The organism is Nocardioides sp. GCM10028917 (assembly GCF_042666175.1).
Lineage (GTDB): Bacteria > Actinomycetota > Actinomycetes > Propionibacteriales > Nocardioidaceae > Nocardioides.
The window spans coordinates 882,878-908,962 of sequence record NZ_JBHTFL010000007.1; the positions used below are offsets into that span (position 1 = coordinate 882,878).

Below are 26,085 nucleotides of genomic sequence, written 5' to 3' on the forward strand. Positions count from 1 at the left end.
GCGCGACATGCGCCCAGGGACGGGCCAGCCAAGGCAGGATTGCCGGGTGGAGACCTTCAAACGGACGCCGCTGCAGCTGTTCAACCTGCCGCACCACTTCGTCATACCGCTATCCCAGCGTCCGTACGTCTGGAAGGTGGACCTCCAGTGGGAGCCACTCCGGAAGGCCATCCGCAGGGTCATCACCAAACTGGAGCCTTACCTGCTCAGAACCGTCACCGGCCTCACGGTGGATGCCTTCAACCTCCTCGTCCCGCTCAACGTCTTCAACAGGTCACATACAAATCAGGCTGTGTTCGCGCTCCGCCGCTACGAGGACGCGTCGCTGTCCTGCACCGGTATTGAAAGCCATGAAGGGCTGCGGCATTTCGGCCATTACGACACCGTGATCGCGAAGGAAGCTTGATGGCCACGAACATGCGCGAGAATCTCGCGACGCTGGCTGCTCTCCTGCGCCGGATCCTCGGCCGCGAGCTCGCATCCCTAGGCCCGGACTGGTGGAACCAAGGCGTTCTCTCAAAGCTGTCGTATCAGCAGCGAACACAGGCCGAAGAGCAGCAATGGTCGACCCTGGACGATCTTGATGTAGCAGCGACTCTGCGGGTCGTCGACCAAAACTGGGATCTGTTCCGACGCCGTGGACTCGTGAAGTGGGACGACCGAAACTGGCTCAAGGAAGCGGCGAGTGTGCGCAACCGCCACTCGCACGATGCTCCTGGGCGAGAGCCAAGCGCCGAACGCATCTACCGGGACATCGACACGCTGGCTCTCCTGGCTGAAGCGATTGAACGCGACAGCGTCGAAGCCCAGCGGCTTTCGGTGGCACGGACCGAGGCACTCGCAGTGCTCGCGCCGTCGCAGACCGCAGAATCGTCGGCAACGCCTCCCGCGACATCGACCTCGGCACAAGCGGCCAGCCCCTTTGCGCCCGGCCTAATGGTTCGTTTGAAGGCGAGACCCGAGCTCACGGGCGTGGTCATGCAGGTGGACGACTCCGGTTCGCAGACCCGCCTCACGGTGTTCCATGGGAGCACGCCTCAGACCTACTACGAGAGCCAGGTCGAACTGGTCGACGCGAAGGCGGCCGAGCACCTGTCAGCGGAGGAGATGAAGTCTCGCCTGTCGGCCGCCCATGTCTTGCACCCGTCAGTGAATCGCCTGTACTCGCTGAACAGCGGGCGCATCGACTACGAGCCCTATCAGTACCGGCCCGTCATGAAGTTGATCGGCGCCGATCGCCCGCGGCTTCTCATCGCCGACGACGTTGGTGTCGGAAAGACCATCGAGGCCGGCCTCATCATCAAGGAACTGCAAGCCCGCCAGAAGCTCGACTCGATCCTGGTGATCTGTCCCAAGCCGCTCGTGGTCGAAAGCAAGTGGCGGTCAGAGCTCAAGCGATTCGACGAGGACTTTGCTCATCTCGACAGCGCGACCCTGCGCCACTGCATCGACGAGACCCGGGCCGAGGGTAGATGGCCCTCGCGGTACCGCAAGGCGATCCTGCCGTACTCGCTGCTCGATGAGCGGCTGCTTCTTGGCGACAACTCGGGGAGGCGGCCGCGGCCCGGACTAGTGTCGCTGCTCCCGCCGGTCAAGTTCGATCTCGTCATCGTCGACGAGGCCCACCACATCCGCAACAGCGACACGTGGAGCCACCGGGTAGTCAAGCACCTGGTGGACTCGGCGGAGGCCGCCGTCCTGATCTCGGCCACCCCGATCCAGACCCGCAGCGAGGACCTGCGCACACTCCTTCGACTCCTCCGGCCCGACACGTTCGTCGACAATCAGGCATTCGAGCTGATGCGGGAACCGAATGCTTTCCTCGCCAACGTCGAGAGCTCGGTTCGAATCGCAAGCGAGGGATGGCAGAAGGAGTCCGCCGCGGAGCTGGATGCTGCCCTCGCAACGACTTGGGGCAGCCGCGTCCTCAGCGCGGACCCGCGCGCGCAAGAACTTCGCGACATCTTTGATCAGGACGAAGTGGGCGATCGCGAGCGTGTCAAGGCGCTCCGTCTAACGCAGTCGCTCAACACCTTCTCTGGACTCATCAACCGTACGAGGAGACGGGACATCGGGTCGTTCACCACGAGGAAGCCCGAGACCTTCGAAGTTGACTTCACCCCAGAACAGCAGGTGGTCCACGATCTTCTCCTTGACCTAGCCGGACGCATCTCGACGTCGAGGGGTCATGGCCACTCGCTCGACTTCATCCTCTCCACGCTCCAGCGCCAAGCCGCGAGTTGCCTTAACGGACTCGCCCCCTTCGTCGAGGACCTGCTGCGGCGCAAGCTGTCCTCTGAGGAGCTGAGCGAAGCCGACGTCGAGGTGGATCAACTCGACACGTCTGATCTTGAGGGGTTTATCGATGAGATCCAGGAGGTTGGTCGGGAAGCCGCTGCGCTGACCGAGGACCCCAAGCTCGACCGCCTTGTTGCTTACATCGACGAGAAGCAAGGACTCGCCAACAACAAGTTGTTGGTCTTCAGCACCTTCCGACACACGCTCCGCTATCTGTTCGACCACCTGACGGTTACAGGTGTTCGGGTCGGTCTGGTCCACGGTGGCGTACCAGACGACGAGCGGCGCGACCTTCGGGCGCGCTTCGCCAAGAACCGGACGGAGCCGGAAGCCCTGGATGTACTTCTCTCATCCGAGGTCGGTACGGAGGGCCTCGACTACCAGTTCTGTGACGCTCTGGTGAACTACGACCTGCCTTGGAACCCGATGCGAATCGAGCAACGGATCGGACGAATTGACCGTCGCGGTCAGGCAAGCGAAACCGTCGCGATCAAGAACCTCGTCGTCAGCGGCACAGTCGATGCGGTCATCTTCGAGCGATGCCTTGAGCGAATTGGCGTCTTCAAGCGCGCACTCGGTGGAAGCGAGGCGATACTAGGGGACCTGACGCGCGAGATCCGGAAGATCGCGGAAGACCTGACCCTCAGCGTCGCTGAGCGTGACGCCCGGCTCCGGCAACTCGCGGACAACAGAATCGGACGCATCCAGGAGCAGCAGGAACTCGAAGAGCGCGAGAGCGCGCTGTTCGGGCTTCCGTTGAAAAAGCTCGACGAGGAGGGGGTTGAGCAGGCGGCGAGCCCCTGGCTCGCTCCCGAGCAGTTGACTCGGCTCGTCCAGCGATACCTCGCCAGCCGGGGATACGAGCGGGCTGACACGCTGTTTGAACGCCCACTGGCGCTCTTCCGGCCGACGAAGGAAGTTCGCTCAGCCCTACGGGAAGACCTGCTCGACGCCGCATCCGACAGCACCTCCCAGTGGCGGCGCTGGCTTGAATCTGGTGCGGACCAGTCCCGGCGGCTCACCTTCGATCCGGCGTTGGCATCAACCGGTGATGTCGAACTGCTTTCGCCCGTCCACGACTTGGTGCGGGCAGCAGCAGCACACGAAGATCAGTTCGTCGCAGAAAGCACGGTCTCGCTTCTAGTGAAGTCGACATCCGTGCCCGAGGGCACCTACCCGCTCGCCGTCCACTCGTGGACGTACCTGGGTCCCCGCGACGACTTCGAGGTCGTAGTGACAACCACCGCCGCCGGGTTGGCCGACGAACTGGAACGCACGCTCGCGGAAGCGGCCGACTCGGATGCGTTCGCCGAGAAGCCAAGCGAGTTGCTGGATGACCAGCACTATTCGGAGTGGTCGGACGCGCGCGGGACCCACCTCGACCGGACTCGCACCCATGTCGAGAGTCAGCTTGCTTCACTGTCCATCACCCACCAGGCTCGGATGCAGTTGCTTGAGGACCAGGTTCTGTCGGCTACGCATGACAACATCCGTCGCATGCGCGAATCGGAGTTGCGGTCCCTCGAAGAGGACTTCGAGGCACGTCGTCAGCGCCTCGAGGAGAGCATCCAGCGAAGTGACATCACCACCGCGCTCCTTTTCACTGGAACAGTCGAGGTTGTCGATGGCCACTGAGCTCACGTTCGACACCATCGCAGCTGCCGGGCGCGCCATCGTCGAGGCTCACAAGCAGAAGCGGGGGTTCGAGGAGGGCATCCGGAGACTGCTCTCGGAGCTCTATCCCGACAACGCGCACTTCATCTATGAGTTGTTGCAGAACGCCGAGGATGCCAAAGCATCCGTCGTGGAGTTCGAGCTCCGGCTCGGTGGCCTGGAGGTTCGTCACAACGGGTCGCGTTCGTTCACTCTTGAGGATATCGACTCAATCGCCAACATTGGCGACTCGACCAAGAAGGATGATCCGACCCAGATCGGCAAGTTCGGAGTCGGCTTCAAGGCGGTGTACTCCTATACGACGCGTCCAGAGATCCGTTCCGGTGACTACTCGTTCGCCATTCAAGACCTCTTTGTGCCAGAGCACATTGAGGGCCGAGCGGCTGGTAGCTGGACCACGTTCTATTTCCCCTTCGACCGAAGCGACAAGTCCGCTGACACGGCCTGCGCTGAGATCGAGCGACGACTGACGGAACTCGACGAGAAGACGCTGTTGTTTCTCAACCACATCAGCACAATCACATACGAGTTGCGTGATGGGACCGTCGGGATCATCGAGCGCAGACCAGTCGACTCACGGATCATCGCGATCAAGCGATCCGAGGGCGGCGACTTCGTTGAGTCGCACTGGCTCAGGCTGATGGGCAACGCGAGCGTCGATGGCCCCAGCGCCAGCCCGCTCACTGTGGCGGCGGCGTTCAAGGTCGAGGCAGCTGATGGTCCGCGAAGCAAAAAGGCGAAGAATGGCGAGGCTCAAGACCTCGCCCCGCGTCGCTCAATCGTCCCCGTCGACGACGGCGACGTGTCGATCTACTTTCCGGCGGTCAAAGAATTCTCAGGACTGCGTTTTCACATCCACGCTCCGTTCGCGTCGACGGTGGCCCGAGACAGCGTGCGCGACGACCCGGGGAATGTGCGACTGGTTGGAGACCTCGCGACACTCATCGCCAATGCTCTCCCGGGAATGTGTGCTGATGGCCTCATCGACGACAGCTTCCTCGCGACGCTGCCGAACGAGGACGACCAGATCGGTCACCCCTACAGCCTGATCAGGGATGGAATCACCGAGGCGTTCAACGAACTGGAGATCACACCGGTTCGAGGCACGGCAGCCGGCTTCGCGCCTGCCCGGACGCTGGTTGCCAGCCCGAGCGAGTTCCGCAACTGGCTGGATCCAGGGGAGCTCCCGAACCTCTTCGAGTTCGCTGGGAACGAGACGTCAGCCACCCCTCGATGGATCCGCGATCGCGACGGGCGTGCCGGCAAGTTCCTCGCCGGTCTGGACACCATGGAGTTTGGGTGGGAGGAGCTGATCAAGGCACTCAGTTCCGCCGACTGCGCCGACGACATCCTCGCGGATATCGACGATGACTACGACGAGGATGACAAGGCCGCCGCGCGGGCTTGGTTCTCCTGGCTTGCGGCCAAGTCAGACGACGACCTCCTTCGTCTCTACCAGCTCATTGGATTCGGCAGCCGGGAACACAAGTCGTTTCGTTTCTACTCTTCTTGGCTTGATGACGTCCCCATCGTGCGCCTGGTGAGGCGCAACACAGTCACCCACGTACGGGGCTCTGCCACCTTCCTGCCGTCGGGCCGCAGCGACACAGTCCAGTCGCGGGTGCCTATCAACCTCGCCTACTTTGAAGACGACGAGGACGCCACACGAGCGGCCAACCTGAAGGCGTTCTATCGGGCAGTCGGGACGAAGCGATGGGACGAGTCGGCACGGGCCGAACGGCGACTCGCGGCCTACAGCACCCAGGACCGCCCGATTCCCGAGGGCGATGACCTCACGCAGCATCTCCAGGACATCCGCGCCTTCGTGCGCTACGCGGCCAGGGATGTCAACGCTCGCAGGGCGCTTTCGTCGGCCTATCTGCTGATGGCGGACCAGTCTGAGGGTGGGCCCCGCTGGGTCACTGCGCGACAGACATTCGTCGACCTTCCATTTCGTGACTCAGGGCTGTCAGCGCTCTACCCGCGCAAGAAGCTCTTCTGGAAGAACGGCGGGGGGTATGCGTACGACCAGGAGCCCTATCCGCTAGCCGGGGTGTACCTCGATGTTGATGGGATCGATGATTTCCTCGGGTCGCTTGGCGCCAAAACCGGGATTGAGATCACGAAGGCTCCCGTCGCGAGGAACGCAGAGTTTTCCTACTCATGGCGCGCAAACAATCGTGAGACGGCCCAGGGTCACCGGTCTGACTGGGGCATCGAGCGCCTGAACGACATCATCGGGACGGGCGATCACGATCTGCTCCGCGCGTTGTGGCGCACCGTTGTTGAAGCACCGGCCACCAAGGCGATTGCTGTCTATCAAGCCAATGCCAGCGTTCAGCGGCATCAGATGGTGTCGCAGCTGGCTCGGACCTTGACCTCGAGGCCGTGGGTCCTTAACCGCGACGGTGATCTGAAACTCCCGCGCGAGGTGTGCATCGACGAGCTTCCCGACGACTGGCCGGCCCCTCAACAGTCCTCGCTCGTCTACAAACTGGACTTTGGTGCAGACGCCGTCCGGCGGCGGCAGAAGCGGGAGGGGGTCACGGACTATCTCCGCGAGGAGGGTCTCGACGAGGATGCGCTGGATCTCCTGCGGGAGGTCAAGGAGCAAGGATTAGACCTGCGAGCCATCCTCCGTGAGCACGCCGCCATGGCTCAGTTCCCCGAGGGCCCGTCTGAAGATCCTGTTCGCCGAGCTGGGATCACTGCGCTCGATGCGGCCTCGGCGCCCGAGTTCAGCACTTCCATTCGCGACCGCAGCGTCGTTGATGGACAGGCCCAGGCATCAGCTGAGTCGAGGGCGTACCTCCGAGGCCAATACACGACTGCCTCTGGTGACATGCACTGTCAGGCCTGCCGGAAGCAGCTCCCATTTAAGATCAAAGACGGCTCCTGGTACTTCGAAGCGGTACGCCTCGTGAACGCACGCAAGCAGGTTCACACGGCGAACGCCCTCGCGCTGTGCCCTCTCTGCGCCGCGCTCTACAAGTACGCCCGTGGAACCAATAACGGGGCGATCCTCGATCACCTGGTCGGGACGATCATCGACGCTGGCGTGGGTCTGGTCGAGATCCCGGTGGTTCTTAACGGCAAGCGTGTCAAGCTCGCCTTTACTGGCAAACATGCGATTGACGTCAAGACGGCTCTCGGCGTGGCGGGGGACGGACGCCGCGACGACTGACGCGGCATGCGCGGGCTGCGGCCTGTGGGGCCCGACGATCACCTCAGGCTCACCACCACATTGAGCGGGTTCGCGTGGTTCGACACGGCGTACAAGCCCTTGGCTTGCTTTGGAGCAGATGCAATCAGGGGTTTGCGACTTCGAGTCTCGTTGGCTCGACCAACAAACACCAGGTGAGCCTGGGGTTTTGGTCTTTCCGGAGTGTTCCGGTCGACTTCGAGATCGGCCTCTAGGAGGACTGGTGGGGGAAGCGTGTTCCGAGGGCCTGCAGAGCGGTGTGAGGCGGTGGCGTGTTTCAACAACTCGATCCGAAGTCTTGAATGACTGCCCAAAGGCAAGATGTCGTGCGCATCGCACGCGCGTCCGGTGTAGTTTGAAGAGCCGACGCTGAGGACACACCGGGGGTTCGATGGCCGCTACGCGCGCACGCGCCAGCAACGATTTTGTAGTAGACATCCGCCCCGACGCCGCCGCACTCAGGATGTTTCGCAGCCTGTCTTTCACGCCCTGGTACGCGCTCGGAGAGTTCGTCGACAATTCGATCTCGAGCTACTTCCAAAATGTGAGGCGCTTGGAGGCCAAGTATGGACCCGACTACGTGTGTGACGTCCGGATCGCCTTCGACGACCGGGTCGGGCGATTAGTCGTCGAGGACAACGCAGCTGGAATCGCTCGGGCGGACCTCCCGCGTGCCCTTCGCACCGGCGAGCCTCCCGAAGACACCTCCGTCGGTCTCAATCTTCACGGGGTCGGGATGAAAGCCGCCGCATTCTGGTGGGGTCGGCGCCTGACGATCGAGACCTGGCCGCTTGGTGAGCGCCGCGGCTGGAAGGTCGAGATCGACCTCGGCGAATCAGGCACACAGCCGCAGGGAACGGCCGAGGTGCACGCCATTCCGACCAGGTCTCACTCCGGGACCCGGATCACGGTGGACGGGCTCTGGCAGAACGCCCCGGTTGCGGGCAAGACGCGGGCGACGGTCGCGGCGTACCTTCCGTCGATCTACCGAAAGTTCCTGTCCGTGAGCGAACTGGCAGAGGTGGGAGATTCATCTGCGCACCCGGTCCGTCTGTTCGTCGATAAGAAGCAGTTGTCGTTCGACCCGCCCAAGCTTCTGAGCGAGCCGTTCTGGCCGAGCCCCGATGGACCGGCCAAGGGGGCACGGACTCGCCTGTGGCGGAAGAAGATCCGCGTGAAGCTCAGTACGGGGAAGGTGATCGAGGGTTGGGTCGGGATTCTCGAGACGATGAGCCGTGAATTGAGTGGATTCACGCTGCATTATCGCGGGAAGGGCATTGGCGGAGTGACGCCACTGGACGGACCGCGCGACGGCAACTCGGGCTTCCGGCCGCGACAGGTATTCGGCCAGGCCGGTAGCTACCGAGCGCAGAGCTACATCGGCGAGTTCGACGTCACGGCCCTAGGCAAGTCGATCACAACCGACTCAACGCTCTGGACGCCGGAGGAGGAGGCAGAGTTCGTCGAGCATGTCCTGAAGCAGATGAAGGACGCGCGCCTGGACCTTTGGAACATGGCCGTCAACTTCAAGCGTCGCAAGCGAAATCAGGTCGATAAGAAGAACCTGGTGGCTGCGTCAACTACGGCCACGAAGAACCTGAAAAGGGCGGTCGATGGCGAGATCAGCCACGATCCAGCACCGGAGGAGGGTGGCCCGCCCGAGGATGACCTGCCGGCATACAAGTTCGCGATTACGGACCGCGAGGTTCACACCCACGCATTTGCACTTCGCTTCTCGTCAAATCGGAATCGACCGTTTCTCTCTGTTTCGGAGGATGCCCGTCGTCGACAGCACGACATCATCGTTAACGAAGCGCATCCGCTTTTCGACGACCTGCCTCCCATGGACGTCGCGATGAGGACTTTGCTGACACGGATTGCCCTGTCATTGGGTGCCGCTGAGGTCTTCGTCGAGAGTTCGGAGCGAAGGCTTGTGAGGACCAAGATGAATCAGATCCTGCAGTTGGTGCATCCCCAGCCGGACGACCTACCGGAGTAGCCAGTGAATATCTTCCGCGAATCAATGCCAGGAACGTCGGCGCTCGACGACTACCTGAAGGAAAAGAGACGCGAGTTCGTCGGAGTGGCTGGGGAAGAAATCGGGGCGAGCGACGCTGTGCGGCTCGGCGAGGATCTTGCCAGATTGAGCGGCCGGGCGGAGATCCAACTGGTCGACCGAGAGAAGACCGGTGTCTGTTACCTCGTCATGGGCAAGGTGCAGTCCGGCAAGACAGGCAGTCAATTGGGGATGCTCGCCTGGGCTGCTGACCGATGCGACGTCGCCGTCATCTTCACCGGAGTCACCGAAGCGCTCAACGGACAGACGACTGACAGGATCAGCAGCGATCTCAGCGGGCTTCCATCTAGCCCGGTCATTGCGATGCCAGTGCCGACACGCAGTCAAGCCGAACGCAACGCGTCGTTTCTCGAGAACGTCCTGCGTCGTACTCAGCAACGGCGAGACTGGCGAGAGGGCGAAGGCATGTGGCCAGAGCGGCTTCCAGTGCTTGTCGCGATGAAGACGAAACCTCGCGTCGATGCGTTGAAGTGGCTCTTCGGGGAGGTGGCGGCTCAACTAGGCGAGGGTGTGACCGCACTCTTCATCGACGACGAGGCTGATCAAGCATCCCCGAATGCGGCGACCAGAAAGGGGGAGGAGGCGGCCACCTACTCCGAGTTGAAGGCTCTTCGCGAGGCGGCGAAGCACCATGTCTGGCTGTCGTACACCGCCACACCGCAGGCAATCTTCCTAACTGAGCTGGACGGTGCCCTGCGGCCTGACTACTGCGCCGTGAGCAAGCCAGGGACCGGTTATTTCGGCGTCGCCGAGCTCATGGATCCTGCGCAGCGTCTCGGACGCGTAGTGGTTGATGACTGGTCTTCAGCCAACCGATCGGCGACGCACCCCCCAGCCAGCTTGAAACGGGCTGTTTGCGATGTCCTTTGCGCTGGCTGGCTGCGTGCGCACCATCCGGAGGCGTTCTATCGGCGTGGAGATTCTCCTGCTGGCGAGGGCATGCGTTCGATACAGATGCTGGTGCACACGAGTGTCAAGACCCAGGATCACGTCCTCGACTACAACAGCGTTCAGCTAATCCTCGCGACGCTGCGGCAGGAGTTGGAGGATTCACTTCGCGGTGAGGACCCAGCCGGGGCGCCCGTGGAACTGACTCATGCCTGGAACACAATGGCCGCGCGCGTGCTGGCGACCACGGGCTCGACAGTCGAACTGCCATCGCTCGGGCTCGAGCAGCTGTATCAGGTAGGTCGCCTGATCGGGCAGGTCGAGGTCCGGGTCGTCAACTCAGACACGAGTCGACCAACCGCTGAGGCTGGCCCGCTACCGATCAAGCGGGCGGCCTGGGAAGCTCACCCCATCTGGATCGTGGTTGGTGGCGACATCCTCGGCCGCGGGCTCACGTTCCCACAGTTGACCACTACGTACTTCACTCGGATAGCGCAGTCGTCGAACGAGGACACGGTCTCCCAACAGATGCGATTCTGTGGATACCGGGCAACGTACTCGCATGTTGTTACGGTCCATGCTCTTCAGGACATCTTTGACTTGTTCACCTACCTCGCCCAGGTCGAACGCGCCTTGATGGGGACTGCGGAAGATTGGGATGAGCAAGACAAGGACCTGCGACTGGATACGCCGGCCCTTTGGTACGTCTCCCGCCCGACAAACAGGTCGCGTCCCACGCGACTCGCCGTACGAACACGAGACCTTGTTGACGAGGCCCGGCAGCGGGTCGTTCTCTCATTGCGTCAGTTCGTTCAACCGCAGAGCTTCCAGCACAACGCGCGAACTCTTGTCGACTGGCTTGACAGCGGCAATGTCACCCGAGAGCTGCTTGACGAATGGGAGCTAGTCGAATGCGGTGTTGAGGAGGTGCGAGACCTTCTTGGTGCCTTCAGGCTCTCGGGAACGGACGACGCAGAACGGGACGTCGCGATAGAGCTGATGAGTCCGAGACTGCGCGACCTGGGCCTTGCGAACCTCCCCTTTGCAGTGATCTTTCGGGAGCTCGATGTGATACGAGCTGCCGCAAACGGTCGACACCCTGCCCTCGCTGATCTCCCCGTTCGACGCCTTCAGCAGCCATCGCCTCCGGAGGGTTTGGCCTCGTGGAAATCCGCATGGTTGAACGACTCTCCGCTCCGACAACTCGAGTGGTTCGATGACGCGCGGCTCGCGGTGCCGCACGTCGGTGACGCTCAGAGGCGGCCGATTGATGCGCTCGGTTACGACGCGGTGACGGTGCTCATTGAACCGATGTCCGTTCACGGTGGTGACGAATCGGTGCGGGTCGCCGCCGGCCTCGCCATGACGATCCAGACCCCGGACGGCTTCGAGCTCAGGATGATCGGCGTAAAGCAGACGTGACCAGCTTCTCCTATGAGCAGATCGCCCAAGCAGTGGGCGACGATCGGGTCCCCCAGCATCCCGACGACGTGCAGCTCGTGTTGCTGGACCGAAACGCGCGCATGGGTATCGGTCGGTCTGGCTCCGGGGCATTCATCTTCGTCGGACCCCAGCAGCCTGCGGTCGCCTCCATGGTCGGCACCCGAGTTGATTTCAAGCCAGCAACCGACTTGCGCCCGGTCGGATCTGCCGAGCGCCTCGATGACGTCTGCATTCTGAGGTTCACGCCCGGTGATACATGGGAGGGGTTGCAGCCGGCGGTAGCGGCGGTCTTCTCTGGCCTAGCAAGTACCGGGCTAGTCTCGCCGCAGGACCTCGGTCCCGCGATTCACGCACTCAGAGTTCTCTTCGAGGCTGACCTTCGAAGTCAGGTGGCCCGCGAGACCGAGATTGGTCTTGCTGGAGAGCTGTTGGCGATCTCCGCCGCAGCAGATCGTGAGGCGTTGGCGGAGCGTTGGCATTCCGCCGTTGACGACACCTACGACTTCAGTGCGGATGGCGAGCGGCTGGAGGTCAAGACGACCAGCGGCCTCGAGCGCCTTCACTGGGTTACGTCGAGTCAGGTCGCTGGCATCCCTGGAGTGTGCACATCGTTTCTATCTGTCGTACTACCCGTCATCGCGCACGGCACCACAGTCAACGACTTGTTTCGATCGCTAACGGACTTGCCGGTCGCGGCTGTTGCTCGGATCCGCAGCCTGATCGTCGACACGGCGGGCGAGCCACCCGAACTCCTGGTCAATATTCAATTCGATGTGACGGCGGCTCGCCTGGCCCTCCGGCACGTCCCAGCTGGACTTGTGCCCGCACCGCTGCCGAGCCCGGGTGTTCGACGGATGCGCTGGGAGGCAGTGTTTCCCGAGACCTCGGAGCCACCGGCGACATGCTCGTTCGCCACCCTGCTAGGTCTCTAGCATTCACTGCTGGCGGCTCTTGCGAGTCCGCCCCGACGTGAATGCGGCTCCTCGGTCAAGGTCAAGACGTCACCGATGCGTGCAGCAAACCAAGATCAGGGCGAGGTGAGCACGCGCCGCTGCCGAGCGACGTCGCGCCTGCGACGCCGAGCGATGAACTGAGCGGGCACTTGAGGGCGCCAGGGCACCGTTGGAGACGGCAAGCACTCAGGAGACCGCTCGGACCACATGCGCGATGCGCTCGGCAGCCTCAAGCGCATCCTCATGCTCCCAGATGCGCACACTCATCCACCCGGCCTCAACCAACAGGCGGTCGGTCTCGCCGTCGCGATCACGATTGCGTCTGATCTTTGGACCCCAATAGGCGGCGTTCTTCTTCGCTGTCGTTCCGTGCTCCGGGCAACCGTGCCAGTAGCAGCCATCGACGAAGACAGCGACCTTCGCGCGCGTGAACACAAGGTCAGCCCGGCGATTGAGGTGGGGGAGTGGTCGTGTATCGACCCGGTAGCGGAGGCCGCGTGCATGGACGGCTCGGCGCACCGCCATCTCAGGCTTGGTGTCCCGCCGCCGGTTGCCCTGCATCGTTGCCCGGCTCGCCGCCGAGGACGCCCAAGGCACGTATGACCTTCCGCTCACGTCCCCACCCTGTCACCAGCCCACGAGAGCGAGGCGATCCGAAACCGCACTCACCGTGTAGCGCCGTTCATCAGACGCACTTCTGGATTGGTGTCTGGCCGCTTGATCGAGGCCATGACGCGAAAGCCCACGGGGCTCACATCCCAGCTTGTCGGGCACTCGCAGGTTACGCACCCAGCGTGCGTCAGAACTTGAGGCGATACCCGGTAATTATCCGCTCCGCGGTGGCCAGGTCCTTGCGGGTGAGGAAGTGCAGTTCATAGGCCGTGGGGGACAGCACGTTCGTCACTGCGATGACCGCGAAATCCTCATCCGTCTCTACTCGCCACGCCTCCTTCGGGGTGAGATTGAAGGCGAGCGTCCCGCTGATGATGCCCTTCACCTCGGCATGAAGCCGGCGGTTGTCCTTCTGGAAGAGCAGGTCGTAGCCCACGCCGAACCTCTGGTAGTCCATGACCCTCGTCCAGCCCTGTGCCTCGAGTGCCTGGGTGACGAGCTCGACGGCTCGAGTCTCAGCCAGCTTGTTCCGCTCGGCGTTCCTAGGCGTCGGCAGATCGCCGGTAGTGACAGTCTGGCGTGCCTCCGACTCCGTGTAGACGGGCTCGCGCGCCGGCCGAAGGACCACGTCCTCCAAGGGGAGGAAGGGGGGGACCGCCAAGGCAGGGGCAGTCTCTGAGAGAGGCAGTTCCTCAAGCACCCGCTGAGCAACGACCTCGCCGCCCGGATCCCTGAGCACGTCCTCTGACAGGGCAGTCTCCAGGCTGTCGCCAGCGGTCAGTAGGTCGAGGTACGTCCCGTAGCTGATCTCGGTGATGGAGATCTGGCGGTTCCAGCCTTCCATCTCGAACTCGCCCACTGGCACCGGCCGGTTGAACTCCGTGTAGTTGGCGATGGTCGCCTCCCATGGACCCGTCCAACCTGGCCCGATGTAGAACACCTCCGCGTGGGCGATGAAGTGCATCGGGTTCTTCTTGTGGCTGCTGGTCGCGTAGTAGATGACCCGCGAACCGGGGCCAGCATCGGTAAAGTTGGCTCGCCCGCTGACCGTGGAGTCGTAGGCGTAGCGAAACTCATGATCGGTCTCCCAGCGCGCGCCGACCTCTGCGTCGTTCACGTTGATGAGGAAGCAACGCGGCACGTGGGCTACTGCGGCGAGGATGCGGGAGTAGGCGCGGTTCGTGACGGTCGACCCGCCCGTGTCGCCCGCCGACTCGCTCGTGTCCCAGAACGGGTCGTAGGTCAGGCCCACGTCTTGCAACACGCGTTCCGCCTTGCGGTAGGCATCCGTCTGCGTGCTCGTGTCGCCGGTGAGCGCAGTATGCACGCGGTCGAGGAAAGTGCTGTCGACCGATGAGCCCCTTGATTGAAGCGGCCGGTCGATCTTGAGCGCGTCGGCGATGGCCTGCGCCAGCTGCAGTTTTGTCGGGTTCGCCATTTTCCGGCCAACAAGCTTCTTGGGCTCCACTCTCCGCACGCTCACGGGCTGAAGTGTGCTGGTCATGTGTCGCCACTGCGGCCGAATTGCGAGATGTTGCGAGCAAATCGAACACAAGCTCGACGACACGCCGACGCCAATGCTTGCTTGGGGTTGTCGGCCGCATAAGCTGTGAGCGTGAACGCCGCAGAGCCCTCCTTCCGTTTCATCGACCTGTTCGCCGGCGTGGGAGGGTTCCACGCGGCGCTCAAGGCGTATGGCGGCGAGTGCGTGTACGCGGTCGAGATCGACAAGGCAGCGGCGGCCGTCTACGAGCGAAACTGGGGTCACGCGCCGAACGGTGCCGCTCAGACGGGCCCGAAAGGCGAGACCCAATCGTGGGGCGACATCTCGGAGGACGCCGACAAGGACAAGGGCCTTATGAACGTACCGGCGCACGACGTGCTCGCCGCCGGCTTCCCCTGCCAGCCGTTCAGCAAGTCAGGCGCGCAACGCGGCATGGACGAGACCCGCGGCACGCTTTTCTTCAACATCGCCTCCATCGTCGAAAAGCACCACCCGACCGTGGTTCTCCTGGAGAACGTGCGCAACCTTGCCGGCCCGCGCCACATGCACGAGTGGCAGGTCATCATCGAAACGCTTAAAGAGGAGGGTTACCGCGTCTCTGAGACGCCAGCAATCTTCTCGCCGCACCTCCTCCCGCCAGAGCGTGGTGGCCGGCCGCAGGTACGGGAGCGCGTGTTCATCACTGCTACGTACAACCCTGACGGCGTGGACCTGCCCTTCCCTGTGCACCCCGTGGCCACCAACGGCGACACCATCGACGGATGGGAACCGAAGGAGGAGTGGCACCTCGAAGACCTGCTGGACGACACCCACAACATCCCTGGTTGCAACCTCACCGACGCTGAGCGCCTGTGGATCGACGCTTGGGATGAGTTCGTGCAGATCATGTGGGAACGCCGCGAGGGCCGTCGGCTGCCGGGCTTCCCCCTATGGGCCGATTCGTGGAGGGACTACCGGAAGCCTGTCCCGGCCGGTACGCCGAACTGGAAGCAGTCGCACCTGGAGAAGAACCACGCCTTCTATGCGGCCCACAAGGAAGTGCTGGACGGTTGGGCCAAGAAGTGGGGCGTGTTCACTGACGCCTTCCCTGCTTCGCGGCGCAAGCTCGAATGGCAGGCTCAGGACACTCCGCGGCTGTGGGACACGGTCATGCACTTCCGCCCGTCTGGCATCCGCGCAAAGAAGCCCAACTACCTGCCTGCCCTCGTGGCCATCACGCAGACCTCAATTGTCGGTCCGCGCGGGCGGCGCCTTTCCCCACGAGAGACTGCGCGCCTGCAAGGCCTGCCGGACTGGTACGACTTTGGAGACCAGAAACCCTCTGCCACCTACAAGCAGATGGGCAATGGCGTGAACGTGGGTGCTGTATGGCACGTCCTTCGCGAGCACGTGAAGCGCGACGAAGATGTCCTCAAGCGCACGCCAGAGGGGCAGAAGCTCCTTGGAGCGGTGCTCAGTGCCCCGCCGTCACCGGACGAACGCCTTGAGGCTATGAACCCCCACGCCGAGTAGGGTTTACCAGCTCCCGACCCAGTTGAAGCGGCTGCCAGTCATGCCGCCCTGATAGAAGTTCGCGTTGAGCGCCGATGCCGCGCCGTCGATCAGGCTGGCTGCAAGCAGGGGATCGTCCTTTGCTACTCCGCCCTTTGGGCCCGCGCTCGTGTAATAGACGAGCCCGCTCGCTGAGGGCGGAAGCATCACCCACTGGTCCAGGGCAGGGATGCCGCCTCGTACCGGATCGCGCCACCCGGTGAGGTCCGTGAGCCATGTCAGGGTGTGCTGAAGGACCGTCAAAGAGGGCGTCGTGCCGCCCATGAGGTTCCACTTGTCGTTGAGGAACTGAGGCACGCTGGCTGGCCTCTCACGGTCGAGGCGGTGAACTGCGTCGAGGAAATCATGGGGACGCGACGTGTCGACCAGTTCGAAGATTTGCTCGGTGAGACTTCCGGGACCGATGGCGCCGGCCATCACCGGCCACCAGACACGAGCATTGGCGGCGTACCTCGCATAGGTCGAGACGCCTCCATCGCAGTTGGCGACAAGCCACGGCAGATAGGTGCGGTCGAAGAACTTCGGTGCATGGCCCGATGCCTCAAGCATCGCCAGGAGGATCTGCGCAGTGCCGAAGGGGTATTTGTAGGTGGAGGAGTCAGGTCGACCAGCCTGCTCGCGGCCACCCTGCGTGTTGGCCCACAGGGCGGGGACCGCCAGCAGCTTGGACTTGCTCATCGTGTCTACGAGCAAGTCCCACCGCGCGAACGCCTCACGAACGGGGAGGAGTTGCGCCTTCTTGTCGCCCCACTTGATGACGTGATTGCTCACGTTGTCGTGGTTGGCGGAGAACACGTCAACACCAAACATGTCGCTGGGCGCGCCACTGCTCACGCTTGGGTGCACGAGCCACGCGGCGGAGCCTACGGAGAGAGCCGCTATCTCGAAGTTGGGGGCGACGGATCCGAGCATGGTGGCAGAGACGAGCCCATCGATGTCAGCGCTCACCACCATGGGCCGCGCTTCGCCGAGCATGCTGCCCAGCCGCGTGGATGCCGAGGTGGGGTCGTTCGAGAGCTCGCGGCCGAGTGCCTCGATGGCGATGCGGCGGCGGGCTTGTGCGGTGGAGTGTGCGTCGTCAGCCACGACCCGAGATTAGTGCGTACCGCGGTCCCGCCACTTGACGGGCGATTGCAGGCCCACTACGCCACCTGGCGGGAGGCGCAGGTCACAGGCAAGTCCGAACCCAGACGCACCGCCATCAAGCGGGCAATTTCCATACCGTCCTGAACGCCGTCTCGGCGAGCAGTTTGGTCCGCGCCTCGATCTCAGCGCTCGTCCAGTCTGACGCATCGAGCACGCCGCCGAGGTCGTATGCTGCTCCGGCTTTCGACGCCAGAATGAGCTTCTTCTTGGGGAATGATTTGCTCCCCAACTTCCCGTTCAGCTTCGTATCGACGAGCAGAAGATTGCCTATAGACCCAACCGTCTCAATCGTCTGCCCCGACTTCATCTCTTCCTGGTTCATAAGGTGCTCGATAGTGAGATCCTCTAGCGATGTGGTGGGGTGGGCGTTGCGAAGAAGTTCGCGCAGCACATAGCGCACTAAATTCGACTCGCTCGTATAGCTACTTGTGAAGTAGAACCTCTCCATGAAGGCCGAGGTGAATACCGCCTGGTCCGGCGCGCGCGAAACTAGTTTACCGCGAATCTCATCGAGAACGTCCGCCTGTCTTTGCGGGTCGCCCGTAGTCTTGGTGAGGTCTTTCGCCGCCTTGGCGTACATCTCAGATACGCCGCCGCTGCTGCTAAGCCCGGAAACCACCGTATATTGGAAGTGGAACCGCTCGATCGTCTGTAGAGTTCTTCTGAACTGAGCGGCGCTCAACTTCTTGGTGCCAGACAGCCTAGATCGCACGAGCGCCAGAAGTAATGGGGCTGGCTGCGTGATTCCAAAGAGTCCGAGCGCGGCGAGACTTCGACGCGCTTCCTGCTCCTCTGCGGACCATTTGCGCGAGTCAGGCTGAAGTGCGGCCCGGTAGAATTTGACGTCCGTTGACAGACTAGTAAGGCGAGCCGTTGCGGCTGTCTTCGACTTGGTCTTGTCGCGAATCGCCTGGAACAACTTCCGGCGAGCCACGTAATCCTCCTGCGACAACCACCAGTGCAGGATGAACTGGTTGACGTCGATGGCATTACGGCCGCCGGAGGCTTCAAGTTGCGATCGCATGGTCGTCCATTTGATCCGCACGGAATCTGTTGCAGCGTTCCCCCCGCCCCGCAGTTTGTTGAGGATGTGGTTCTTGAGTAAGTCCGCGACCTCTAGGTCTTTGCCGCGACTGTTCAGGGTTTCGAAAATGACATACGCGTCGTCCTCATTACTGTTCTCGACCCAGATGACTCGTAAGCTCAAGAGCTTATCGCGCACGTTGGTTAGCCAGCCTACAGCGTCACGACGGTCCGCAACCTCACTCGTTACACGCTTCCGTATTTGGTTCCGCGCGCTATTGAGAGCTCTCTCCTCGTCGCCCGTGGGTTTAACCGAATCGTCGGGAGGGAACTTTAGAATCGCTTGGTTCAAGAAGGGAGCGTCAACCTCAGGTTGTAGCGTGAACCGGAGTTCGTTATCGCGGTTACGCTTTTGGATGTACCGGTCGATCCCTTCAGCGAGTCTATCCTCGCCCAGGTTGGCGAAAGCATCTCTAAGAACACAGAAGATGATCGTGATTGTGGTTAAACGCTGTTGGCCGTCAACGATTCTTCGCACTGAACTAGACGGTTCAGTCCACGAAACCATGGGTCCAATGAAGTAGCCAGCAGGGTTGTCTACGACGACGTCGCGCCAGAAGTCTTCGAGATTCTCAGGCTCCCAACTGTAAGGCCGTTGAAACCGGGGGATTACGTAAAAGTCGGGGCTTACAAATAGATCTTCAATCGTTCGCTTTTCAGGCTGGAAGTCAATTTGTGACACGTCTGTTCCTTAAGCGAAGGGCCAGTGCAGCGACAGTATCGTCTGCCTGGAGTTGAGTCCTGAGCGCGACACGCGGTAGACAGTTCGGTCACGCCGAGTTCATCGACCAATTCGTTTGCGACGCAGGTGCCCCGTTCGCCAACCGCAAGACTGGTCGAGCGAGTCAGGGTAAGTAACTCGGGGAAGCACTCGTCTCACCCATGGCAGGCCGGACCTCGGTTCTGGCTCGCGCACCCCGGCCTGCCGGTGGTCTGCGCGTGTCGACGTCTGGCTGGTGGACCTCAGTAGTACTGGATGAACACCACGCGCATCGGACCGCCGCGCGCGGCGTAATTGTTGTACTGAACCTGGACCCGTCTCTTGCCAGTTGCCTGCGCCCAAGCAGCGCACGCCGGGTACTCGCGGGCGCCGTTTCCGACGGAGGCGCCATTCTGGAACAGCACTTTGCCCGAAGTGCCAAAGGTGGCGTGGGCGGTACTGAGGAGCGTGCCCTTACGGACCTTGGAGTACTCACTAGCGGATACGCACGGAGCGTTGCCCGAGGCGTCGGCTGCCCCGGGTGTGCCGAGTCCACCGGCGAAAGCTAGTAGGGCTCCGGCGGCAAGGCGAGCGAAAGGTCTGGCTTCAAGCACGGCGGCAGAGTATCTCCGACTCCGCGTGCGTGGCATGCGAACGCTGAGTCGGAACGCACGTCGGTCTGGTCTATATCGTCAGCCTCGCACCAGGCTCTGGAGCAGGGCGTTAGTCTCCTGGTCCGTCGAGAACACGGATGTGCCGCGCATAGACCTGGTCAGAAGCACCTTGTATGTGTTGAGGATCGCTCGCTCCAGCCCGGCAGGATCGCCGCGCTTCAGCTGCGTGTCGTGGTTGAACTCCGGCCGCACGACCCAATGGTCCGTACGCCAAACGAGATCGGGTCCGATGATGACGCCGCCGTAGTCGTACTCGAAACCCTGGGCGGTGTAGACGCAACCGACCTGGCCGAATCCCGCCGGATCGATCGCCCAGTACGGGGTGCCCGGAGCCCCGGCGAACGAGGTGTCCCGCTTGTTGTTCCACGGCTTTTTCCAGTCGCCGATGACGACGTCGTTCGGCAACGTGTCGGAGCCCTTCTCTGGGTCACGCCACTTCCAGCAGTAGCCGGCTGCCATCCGAGCCGAGTAGCCGTCGTCCAGCAGTTTCGCCAAGCGCATCTCCATGGTCGACGGAGTGGAGGCGGCTGAGAGCTCGAACCCGTCGTCGCCCTCCCATTTGATTGGTCCTCCTGGTTCGAGCCCGAGGAGACGCAACACCCACATCTCGTAGACACGAGATCCACCACAGCGAAACTGGCCGTCGAGGTCGACGTGCGTCACCTTGCAGCCCATCCTCAGAGCGGCGCCCTCGATCTCCGCGACCGTTCCGCGCTCGGACGGGCGAACGACCTGGTGCTCATCCAGCAGGAAGACCGGCACGCGGGCGGCGTCGATAAGCTCCTCAACCTGCGGGCGGCCGGTGCGCAAGGAGGCGCGCGTGTACCGGTTCGTCGAGGTCTCCTTGATGCGGTGTGCCTCGTCGAGGATGAGGACGTCGAGGCCATTCTTGTCGGCATCGATGAACTGGTTGTAGTACTTGAACATCTGTCGAACTCGAGGGGCGCGGCTGCCAGCGATGCGGCGAAGCGACTGGGTGAAGGCCGAGGAACCGGTGGCGTGGAGGACCGGGCGACCTTGTCGGGAGAACTCGCCGAGCAGGCTCAAGGCGATGACGCTCTTGCCAGACCCCGGGCCTCCAGTCACCACGATGACTTCCTTGGTGTTGGCGCGGCGCGACGTCTCGACCGCACGAAGCACTTCCGAGTAGGCGACCTGCTGCTCGTCCAGGAGGTTGAACATCTCGCGCTGCTGCACCTCCTCGGCTGCCAGAGCCATCAACTGCTTGCTCGGCCTGACGGCCGAACTCAGGAGCTCGTCCGCAGCGGATGCTCCACTCGCCGGCGCGAGCTTTGCCCTGAGGAAGTCGGCAAATGTGCCGCGGCTCTGTCCTGTGAAGAGCCTGCTCTGGTCTGTGGCCGGCAGCCCGAACAGTCCATCCACGCCGAGATCGGTTGCGTTGTGGAGGTAGGCAGCCCCAGTCACGCGGTGCGGCTCATCGGCGAGGGTCGCGATGAAGTCCGTGAGGTGAACGCAGTACCTACGGACCTGTTCGCCGGGATGCAGGTGGTCGCCGTAGCCCGCAAGCGAGACGACGTCATCGGTGCCGTCCTTTGGTATCGCGTCGGTCCACTGCTTGAGCTCGAGCACGACGTACGACGAGTCTCCCGTCCGCGGGTGAGTCCCGCAGAGCACCACATCGGCCCGCTTGCTCGTGAGCGGGAGCTGATACTCGAGCAGCATCTCAACGTCGTGGAGTCCGGCGTCGTGGAGGTCGTTGACCACGACGCCGATGCTCCGATCCCAGGAGCGGATCTCTCCAGGTGACGGGGAGTGCCCTCGACGAAATCGGAACTGTTCTGTCAAAGAATCGACCAACCGGCCGCTCTCAATGAGCGTCCGGACGCCCGATGCGGACGCGCGAAGCAGGGGCACGACGACTCCAGGAAGGCACGTATGTCTTCCCGCACGGGTGGGAGGCTTGTCGTCATGACGCGCACTGTCGGGCCGAAGCGGATTACCCTGCGACCCTAACCCGCAGGGTTCTTCTGTGCGTACCGTTCATCCATGCCTGACTCACCCAGCCGGCTTCTTCGCGAGTTCCACGAATACGTCGGTGCGTCCATCCGTTCGACCCCGACGGTTCCGGCCGAAGGAGCCAAGCTCCGGTGCGACTTCATCGAAGAGGAAGCCGCGGAACTGCGATCCGCTGTGGAGCGCGGGGACGTAACCGGAGTTGCCGACGCCCTCGGTGACTTGGCCTATGTGGTCTACGGCGCAGCCCTGCACTTCGGCATTGACCTCGACGCGGTAGTTGCTGAGGTGCATCGGTCCAACATGACGAAGACTCCCGCGGGGAATGGGAAAGCCGTCAAGGGACCGGGATACCGCTCACCGGAGCTACGTGAACTCGTGACCCGCCATTGTCCCGAAACGGAGGTACTGACTTCTCCGACATCGCCAACCTTGAACGACGAGTGACGAGGTCGGCTTCTACTCACCCGTCGGGGCCACGTGCGACTTCAAATCGAGCGGCACGCATGCTACGAAGGTTCGTAGGTCGGTCCGCCCCTCGGGGCGGGCCGAGCGTGATTTCAAGGCTAGATGACGAGTGCTGACGGGCGGTGACGAGGCCGATGCATGGTGGAGTGAAGTTCTATCGCGGCTCCGCCTCGGCGGCGCGCTCGTACGTGGAGGCGGACCGCTCGCGCGTCGACGACTACTACCTCGCCGAGGGCACCGGGGTAGCCGAGCGATACGTCGCCACGACTCTCCCGGAGGTGGGGGGACGCGGTGTTTCCGCAGTTCAGGACGGGGGGACGCTGGACGGGGACGCTTACGAGCGGTGGGTCGCCGGCTGCGACGTCGTGACGGGGATGCCGAAGGGTCGTCTGCGGGACGACACCCGTGCGCTGCGGTTCGTCGAGGTGGTGGTGAACGGGCCGAAGTCGTGGTCGCTGGCCGCCGCACTCCACCCCGACATCGCGACGGCGTACGACGCGGCGATGGATCGGGCCGCTGGTGAGGTGATCGGTTGGGTGGCCGGGCACGCCACTACGCGGGTCGGGCCACGTGGCCGACAGGTGCAGGTCCCGGTTGAGAGGCTTGAGGCGGCTGTCGTGCGTCACTACACCTCGCGCGCCGGCGACCCGCACCGCCACCTGCACGTGCAGATCAACGCCCGCGTCTTTGCGCGCGGGGCGTGGCGTGGACTGCACTCAGTCGGTGTCGTCGACAGCATCGAGGCGCTCAACGGGATCGGGCACGCGGCGGTGATGTGCGACCCGGAATTCCGGGCCGCGCTCGCTGGGCGGGGTTACACGCTCGACGAGGCCGGTGAGATCGAGCAGCTCGCGCCGTACGCGGGTGGGTTCAGCCAGCGCGCCGCGCAGATCAACCGCAACGTCGACCGGTACGAAGCCGCATGGCGAGCCGAGCACCCCGTCCAAGAGCCCGGGCCGCGACTGCGCCGGACTTGGGACAGACGCGCGTGGGCCGACGCTCGTCCCGACAAGGTGGTGCCCCGCAGCGGCGCCGACCTCGTCGCCGCGTGGAACAACGAGCTGCACGACCTCGGCTTCACCCCACCGGCCACCCCGGCGACACAGCCGGGTCTGCAGATCGGTCGGCTCAACCGCGACGTCGCCGCCGACATCGTGATCACTCGGCTCGGCGCCAAGCGGTCTGCGTGGAACGCACCCGACATCCATGGCGAGGTCGAACGGCTCATTGCCTCCGTCGGCGTGGTCGCCGAACGACCCGTCCGTCACGAGCTGGTCGAAGACGTCGCCGAGCGTGCCCGGACGCGGTCTGTCCCGTTGCTGGACCGAGGTGACGTCCCCGAGCACGTCCGCAGCCTGACCTCAGAACGGGTCCTCGCCGTCGAAGCGGACCTGGTCAATACCCTCGCCGCGCGCGCCTCGCAGCCTGTGACGACTGCGGGCCGGCTCCGCGGCAGCCGGCACCTCGACCCGGCGCAGCAGCGCGTCGTCGCGGTGCTGGCCGGCGGCGCTAGTCTGCTCGTGATCGAGGGCGCCGCGGGAACGGGCAAGACCGCGACGCTGGCCGCGGCACGCGCCGTACTCGAGGCATCGGACCGTCGGCTCGTGGTCGTCACTCCTACCCTGAAGGCTGCCCATGCGGCGCGGCAGGAGGTCGGCGCGGACGCGTTCTCCGCGGCCTGGCTCGTCCACCAGCACGGCTACCGCTGGGACGAAGACGGCCACTGGACACGAGTCGACACGGGGCCCGATGCCGCGCCCGATGCCCGTGCACGCCTGCTCCCTGGCGATGTGCTCCTTGTTGACGAGGCGGGCATGCTCGACCAGGACACCGCACGCGCGCTGTTCGCCATCGCCGACCGGGCGCACGCGACCGTCGCTCTCCTCGGCGACCGCCACCAACTCCCAGCCGTCGGTCGCGGGGGCGTCCTCGACCTCGCCGCACGCTGGGTGCGACCCGGAGCACACCACGAGCTCGACTCGGTCCACCGGTTCAGCGACCCCGCGTACGCCGAGCTCAGCCTACGCATGCGCTCTGGTGAGCGGTCTGGTGAGGTCTTCGACGAGCTTCACGCACGTGGCCAGATCGTCCTGCATTCCAGCGAGGTCGAATGCACGGCAGCCCTTGCCGCGATCGGCGCCGCCTCTGCTGATGATGGCGACCAGCTCGTCATCGCGGACACCCGTGACCAGGTCGGCGCGCTCAATGCAGCGATCCGTGACCGACGCCACGGTGCTCGGGTCCCCCACAGGGAGCATTCTGGTGAGCGGGCTGGTGAGCCGATCACGCGTCGTGGTGAGCGGATCGGTCTCGGTGACCGTGTCGCCACCCGGCGCAACGACCGCGACCTCGCTGTCGCCAACCGTGACACCTGGACCGTGGCCGGGATCGGCGAGGACGGCAGCCTGCTCGTCACCGGTCGCGCCGGCCGACGCGCGCTCCCCGCCGAGTACGTCCGCGAGCACGTCGAGCTCGCGTTCACCATCACCGCCTACGGAGCCCAAGGCGAGACGGTCGACTCCGCGCACTTTGTGCTCGGCGACACGACCGGCGCCGCCTCGGCGTATGTCGGCATGACGCGGGGCCGCCGCCACAACACCGCTCACCTCGTCGCCGAGTCCATTGACGACGCGCGCAGCCAATGGGTCGAGGTCTTCAGCCGGCACCGCGCCGACCTCGGACCACGGCACGCCGCACAGAGAGCGGCAGACGACATCGACCGGTACGGACCGAACGACCGCCGGGTCTCGGTGGCGTTGCAGGCGGCTGCGCTACGCGACAGCCCACGTCGCCCACCCCAGCCGATCCCGACCTCCTCGGCGACTTCCCACGGGATCGGTCGCTGACCACCTTGCTCGCGTCGAGTGATCGCCTGGAGCGGCCCGTGCGACGTAGGTGACCAGGAGAGGCTCCGGTCTCGACAGCAACGGCCACAGACGTCCGAACCGCCAAGCACGAGGTTGCTTCTCCAGATCGGTTGCCGAACCCGTCGGCGGCCACGACGAGAGGCGACGTGATGGTGACACCCATCGGCATCCCGGACGACTGGGACGACAACAACCTGATCCTGTTCGAGGAGTTCTGTGACCTCATCCGCACACCTCAGCGCACCGTCCGCGACTGGCGACAGCGCGGTGTCGGCCCACGGTGGACCCGCTTCCAAGGTGTCGGCCGGCTCTACATCACCGTCGCTGAGGCGCGACGCTTCCTCGCCTCAGCCACCGTCACGCGGGAGGAGGTGCGTTCCGATGACTGAGCGACGGGCTATCCCGGTCTACCTCAGCCTTGAGGAGGCCGCCGAAGCCATGTCCGTCTCGGTGAAGACCATCCGACGCTGGATCGCGGCAGGCACCCTCCCCGCCTACCGATGCGGCAAACGCGCCATCCGGATCAAGCTCGAAGACCTAGAAGCTGCACCTCGACAGATTCCGTCATCACGGTGGTGATGTGGCAGGAGCGCCGGGACAGTCGTCTGAGTACTGGGGTCACGACCCGCTGGGCGACATCACCAAGGACGCGAACGACGAGGTGATGAACGTCCCGGCCCATGAGGTACTGGCCGCCAGCTTCCCATGCCAGCCGTTCTCCAAGTCCGGTGCGCAGATGGGCATGGATGAGGCGCGGGGAACCCTCTACTGGCACATCTTGAAGATCATCGAGAAGCGAAAGCCGAAGGTCGTTCTCCTGGACAACGTCCGCAACCTCGCTGGACCGCGTCACCTACACGAGTGGCAGGTCATCGTCGAGACCTTGCAGGAGCAGGGCTACCGCGTGCCCGAGACCCCGGCGATCTTCTCCCCTCCGTCCGTGGATCGACCGGTGGGCTGAGAGGCACGGC

Annotated in this window: 17 protein-coding genes; 12 read left to right on the forward strand and 5 right to left on the reverse strand. The window is 63.6% G+C overall.

Annotated elements, in window-relative coordinates:
• The first annotated feature begins 46 nt into the window (after positions 1 to 46).
• From ACFQW6_RS13640 to ACFQW6_RS13665, 6 genes are all read left to right on the forward strand, one after another.
• Positions 47 to 406 (forward strand): hypothetical protein, encoded by a 360-nt coding sequence (locus ACFQW6_RS13640; RefSeq protein ID WP_378546013.1) that lies wholly within the window; start codon positions 47 to 49, stop codon positions 404 to 406.
• A complete protein-coding gene (locus ACFQW6_RS13645) occupies positions 406 to 3,933 on the forward strand; it encodes a DEAD/DEAH box helicase (protein WP_378546016.1) in 3,528 nt (1,175 codons plus the stop codon). Before ACFQW6_RS13640 ends, ACFQW6_RS13645 begins: the two co-directional genes overlap by 1 nt.
• The gene (locus ACFQW6_RS13650; protein ID WP_378546019.1) at positions 3,923 to 7,156 is read left to right on the forward strand and encodes a sacsin N-terminal ATP-binding-like domain-containing protein; all 3,234 of its coding nucleotides are present in this window, start codon (positions 3,923 to 3,925) and stop codon (positions 7,154 to 7,156) included. The genes ACFQW6_RS13645 and ACFQW6_RS13650 overlap by 11 nt, the downstream gene beginning before the upstream one ends.
• 409 nt (positions 7,157 to 7,565) lie before the next feature.
• Positions 7,566 to 9,173 (forward strand): ATP-binding protein, encoded by a 1,608-nt coding sequence (locus tag ACFQW6_RS13655; RefSeq protein WP_378546022.1) that lies wholly within the window; start codon positions 7,566 to 7,568, stop codon positions 9,171 to 9,173.
• Between the two features lie 3 nt (positions 9,174 to 9,176).
• Positions 9,177 to 11,561 (forward strand): Z1 domain-containing protein, encoded by a 2,385-nt coding sequence (locus ACFQW6_RS13660; protein WP_378546025.1) that lies wholly within the window; start codon positions 9,177 to 9,179, stop codon positions 11,559 to 11,561.
• Positions 11,558 to 12,514 carry a PD-(D/E)XK motif protein gene (locus ACFQW6_RS13665; protein ID WP_378546028.1) on the forward strand — a complete coding sequence of 319 codons (957 nt, stop codon included), beginning with the start codon at positions 11,558 to 11,560 and terminating at the stop codon, positions 12,512 to 12,514. The genes ACFQW6_RS13660 and ACFQW6_RS13665 overlap by 4 nt, the downstream gene beginning before the upstream one ends.
• A gap of 207 nt (positions 12,515 to 12,721) precedes the next feature.
• On the opposite strand, the gene ACFQW6_RS13670 is transcribed toward ACFQW6_RS13665, so the two are convergent.
• Together ACFQW6_RS13670 and ACFQW6_RS13675 are read right to left on the reverse strand one after the other, a co-directional pair.
• The gene (locus tag ACFQW6_RS13670; RefSeq protein WP_378546031.1) at positions 12,722 to 13,150 is read right to left on the reverse strand and encodes a very short patch repair endonuclease; all 429 of its coding nucleotides are present in this window, start codon (positions 13,148 to 13,150) and stop codon (positions 12,722 to 12,724) included.
• A gap of 184 nt (positions 13,151 to 13,334) precedes the next feature.
• Positions 13,335 to 14,630, reverse strand: coding sequence for a DUF3883 domain-containing protein (locus tag ACFQW6_RS13675; protein WP_378546034.1), 1,296 nt, complete (start codon positions 14,628 to 14,630; stop codon positions 13,335 to 13,337).
• A 132-nt stretch (positions 14,631 to 14,762) separates the two neighbouring features.
• Here ACFQW6_RS13675 and ACFQW6_RS13680 point away from each other — a divergent pair, with 132 nt between their 5' ends.
• Complete coding sequence (locus ACFQW6_RS13680; protein WP_378546037.1) at positions 14,763 to 16,163, forward strand: DNA cytosine methyltransferase; 1,401 nt, start codon at positions 14,763 to 14,765, stop codon at positions 16,161 to 16,163.
• A gap of 3 nt (positions 16,164 to 16,166) precedes the next feature.
• Here the strand turns inward: ACFQW6_RS13680 and ACFQW6_RS13685 are convergent, their stop codons facing one another.
• The 3 genes from ACFQW6_RS13685 to ACFQW6_RS13695 form a co-directional block, all read right to left on the reverse strand.
• Positions 16,167 to 17,288, reverse strand: coding sequence for a hypothetical protein (locus tag ACFQW6_RS13685; RefSeq protein WP_378546040.1), 1,122 nt, complete (start codon positions 17,286 to 17,288; stop codon positions 16,167 to 16,169).
• 115 nt (positions 17,289 to 17,403) lie between these two features.
• A complete protein-coding gene (locus ACFQW6_RS13690; protein ID WP_378546043.1) occupies positions 17,404 to 19,113 on the reverse strand; it encodes a DUF262 domain-containing protein in 1,710 nt (569 codons plus the stop codon).
• A 710-nt stretch (positions 19,114 to 19,823) separates the two neighbouring features.
• The gene (locus ACFQW6_RS13695; protein ID WP_378546046.1) at positions 19,824 to 21,530 is read right to left on the reverse strand and encodes a DNA/RNA helicase domain-containing protein; all 1,707 of its coding nucleotides are present in this window, start codon (positions 21,528 to 21,530) and stop codon (positions 19,824 to 19,826) included.
• Between the two features lie 282 nt (positions 21,531 to 21,812).
• Between ACFQW6_RS13695 and ACFQW6_RS13700 the strand changes: the two genes are divergently transcribed.
• The 5 genes from ACFQW6_RS13700 to ACFQW6_RS13720 all read left to right on the forward strand — a co-directional run bounded on the left by ACFQW6_RS13700 (position 21,813) and on the right by ACFQW6_RS13720 (position 26,075).
• A complete protein-coding gene (locus ACFQW6_RS13700; RefSeq protein ID WP_378546049.1) occupies positions 21,813 to 22,226 on the forward strand; it encodes a hypothetical protein in 414 nt (137 codons plus the stop codon).
• Between the two features lie 167 nt (positions 22,227 to 22,393).
• A complete protein-coding gene (gene mobF / locus ACFQW6_RS13705) occupies positions 22,394 to 25,093 on the forward strand; it encodes a MobF family relaxase (protein WP_378546052.1) in 2,700 nt (899 codons plus the stop codon).
• A gap of 167 nt (positions 25,094 to 25,260) precedes the next feature.
• Positions 25,261 to 25,503 (forward strand): hypothetical protein, encoded by a 243-nt coding sequence (locus ACFQW6_RS13710; RefSeq protein WP_378546055.1) that lies wholly within the window; start codon positions 25,261 to 25,263, stop codon positions 25,501 to 25,503.
• On the forward strand, positions 25,496 to 25,693 hold the full coding sequence (locus tag ACFQW6_RS13715) for a helix-turn-helix domain-containing protein (RefSeq protein ID WP_378546058.1): 198 nt from the start codon (positions 25,496 to 25,498) through the stop codon (positions 25,691 to 25,693). Before ACFQW6_RS13710 ends, ACFQW6_RS13715 begins: the two co-directional genes overlap by 8 nt.
• 1 nt (position 25,694) lies before the next feature.
• Positions 25,695 to 26,075 carry a DNA cytosine methyltransferase gene (locus ACFQW6_RS13720; RefSeq protein ID WP_378546061.1) on the forward strand — a complete coding sequence of 127 codons (381 nt, stop codon included), beginning with the start codon at positions 25,695 to 25,697 and terminating at the stop codon, positions 26,073 to 26,075.
• The last annotated feature ends 10 nt before the right edge of the window (positions 26,076 to 26,085 follow it).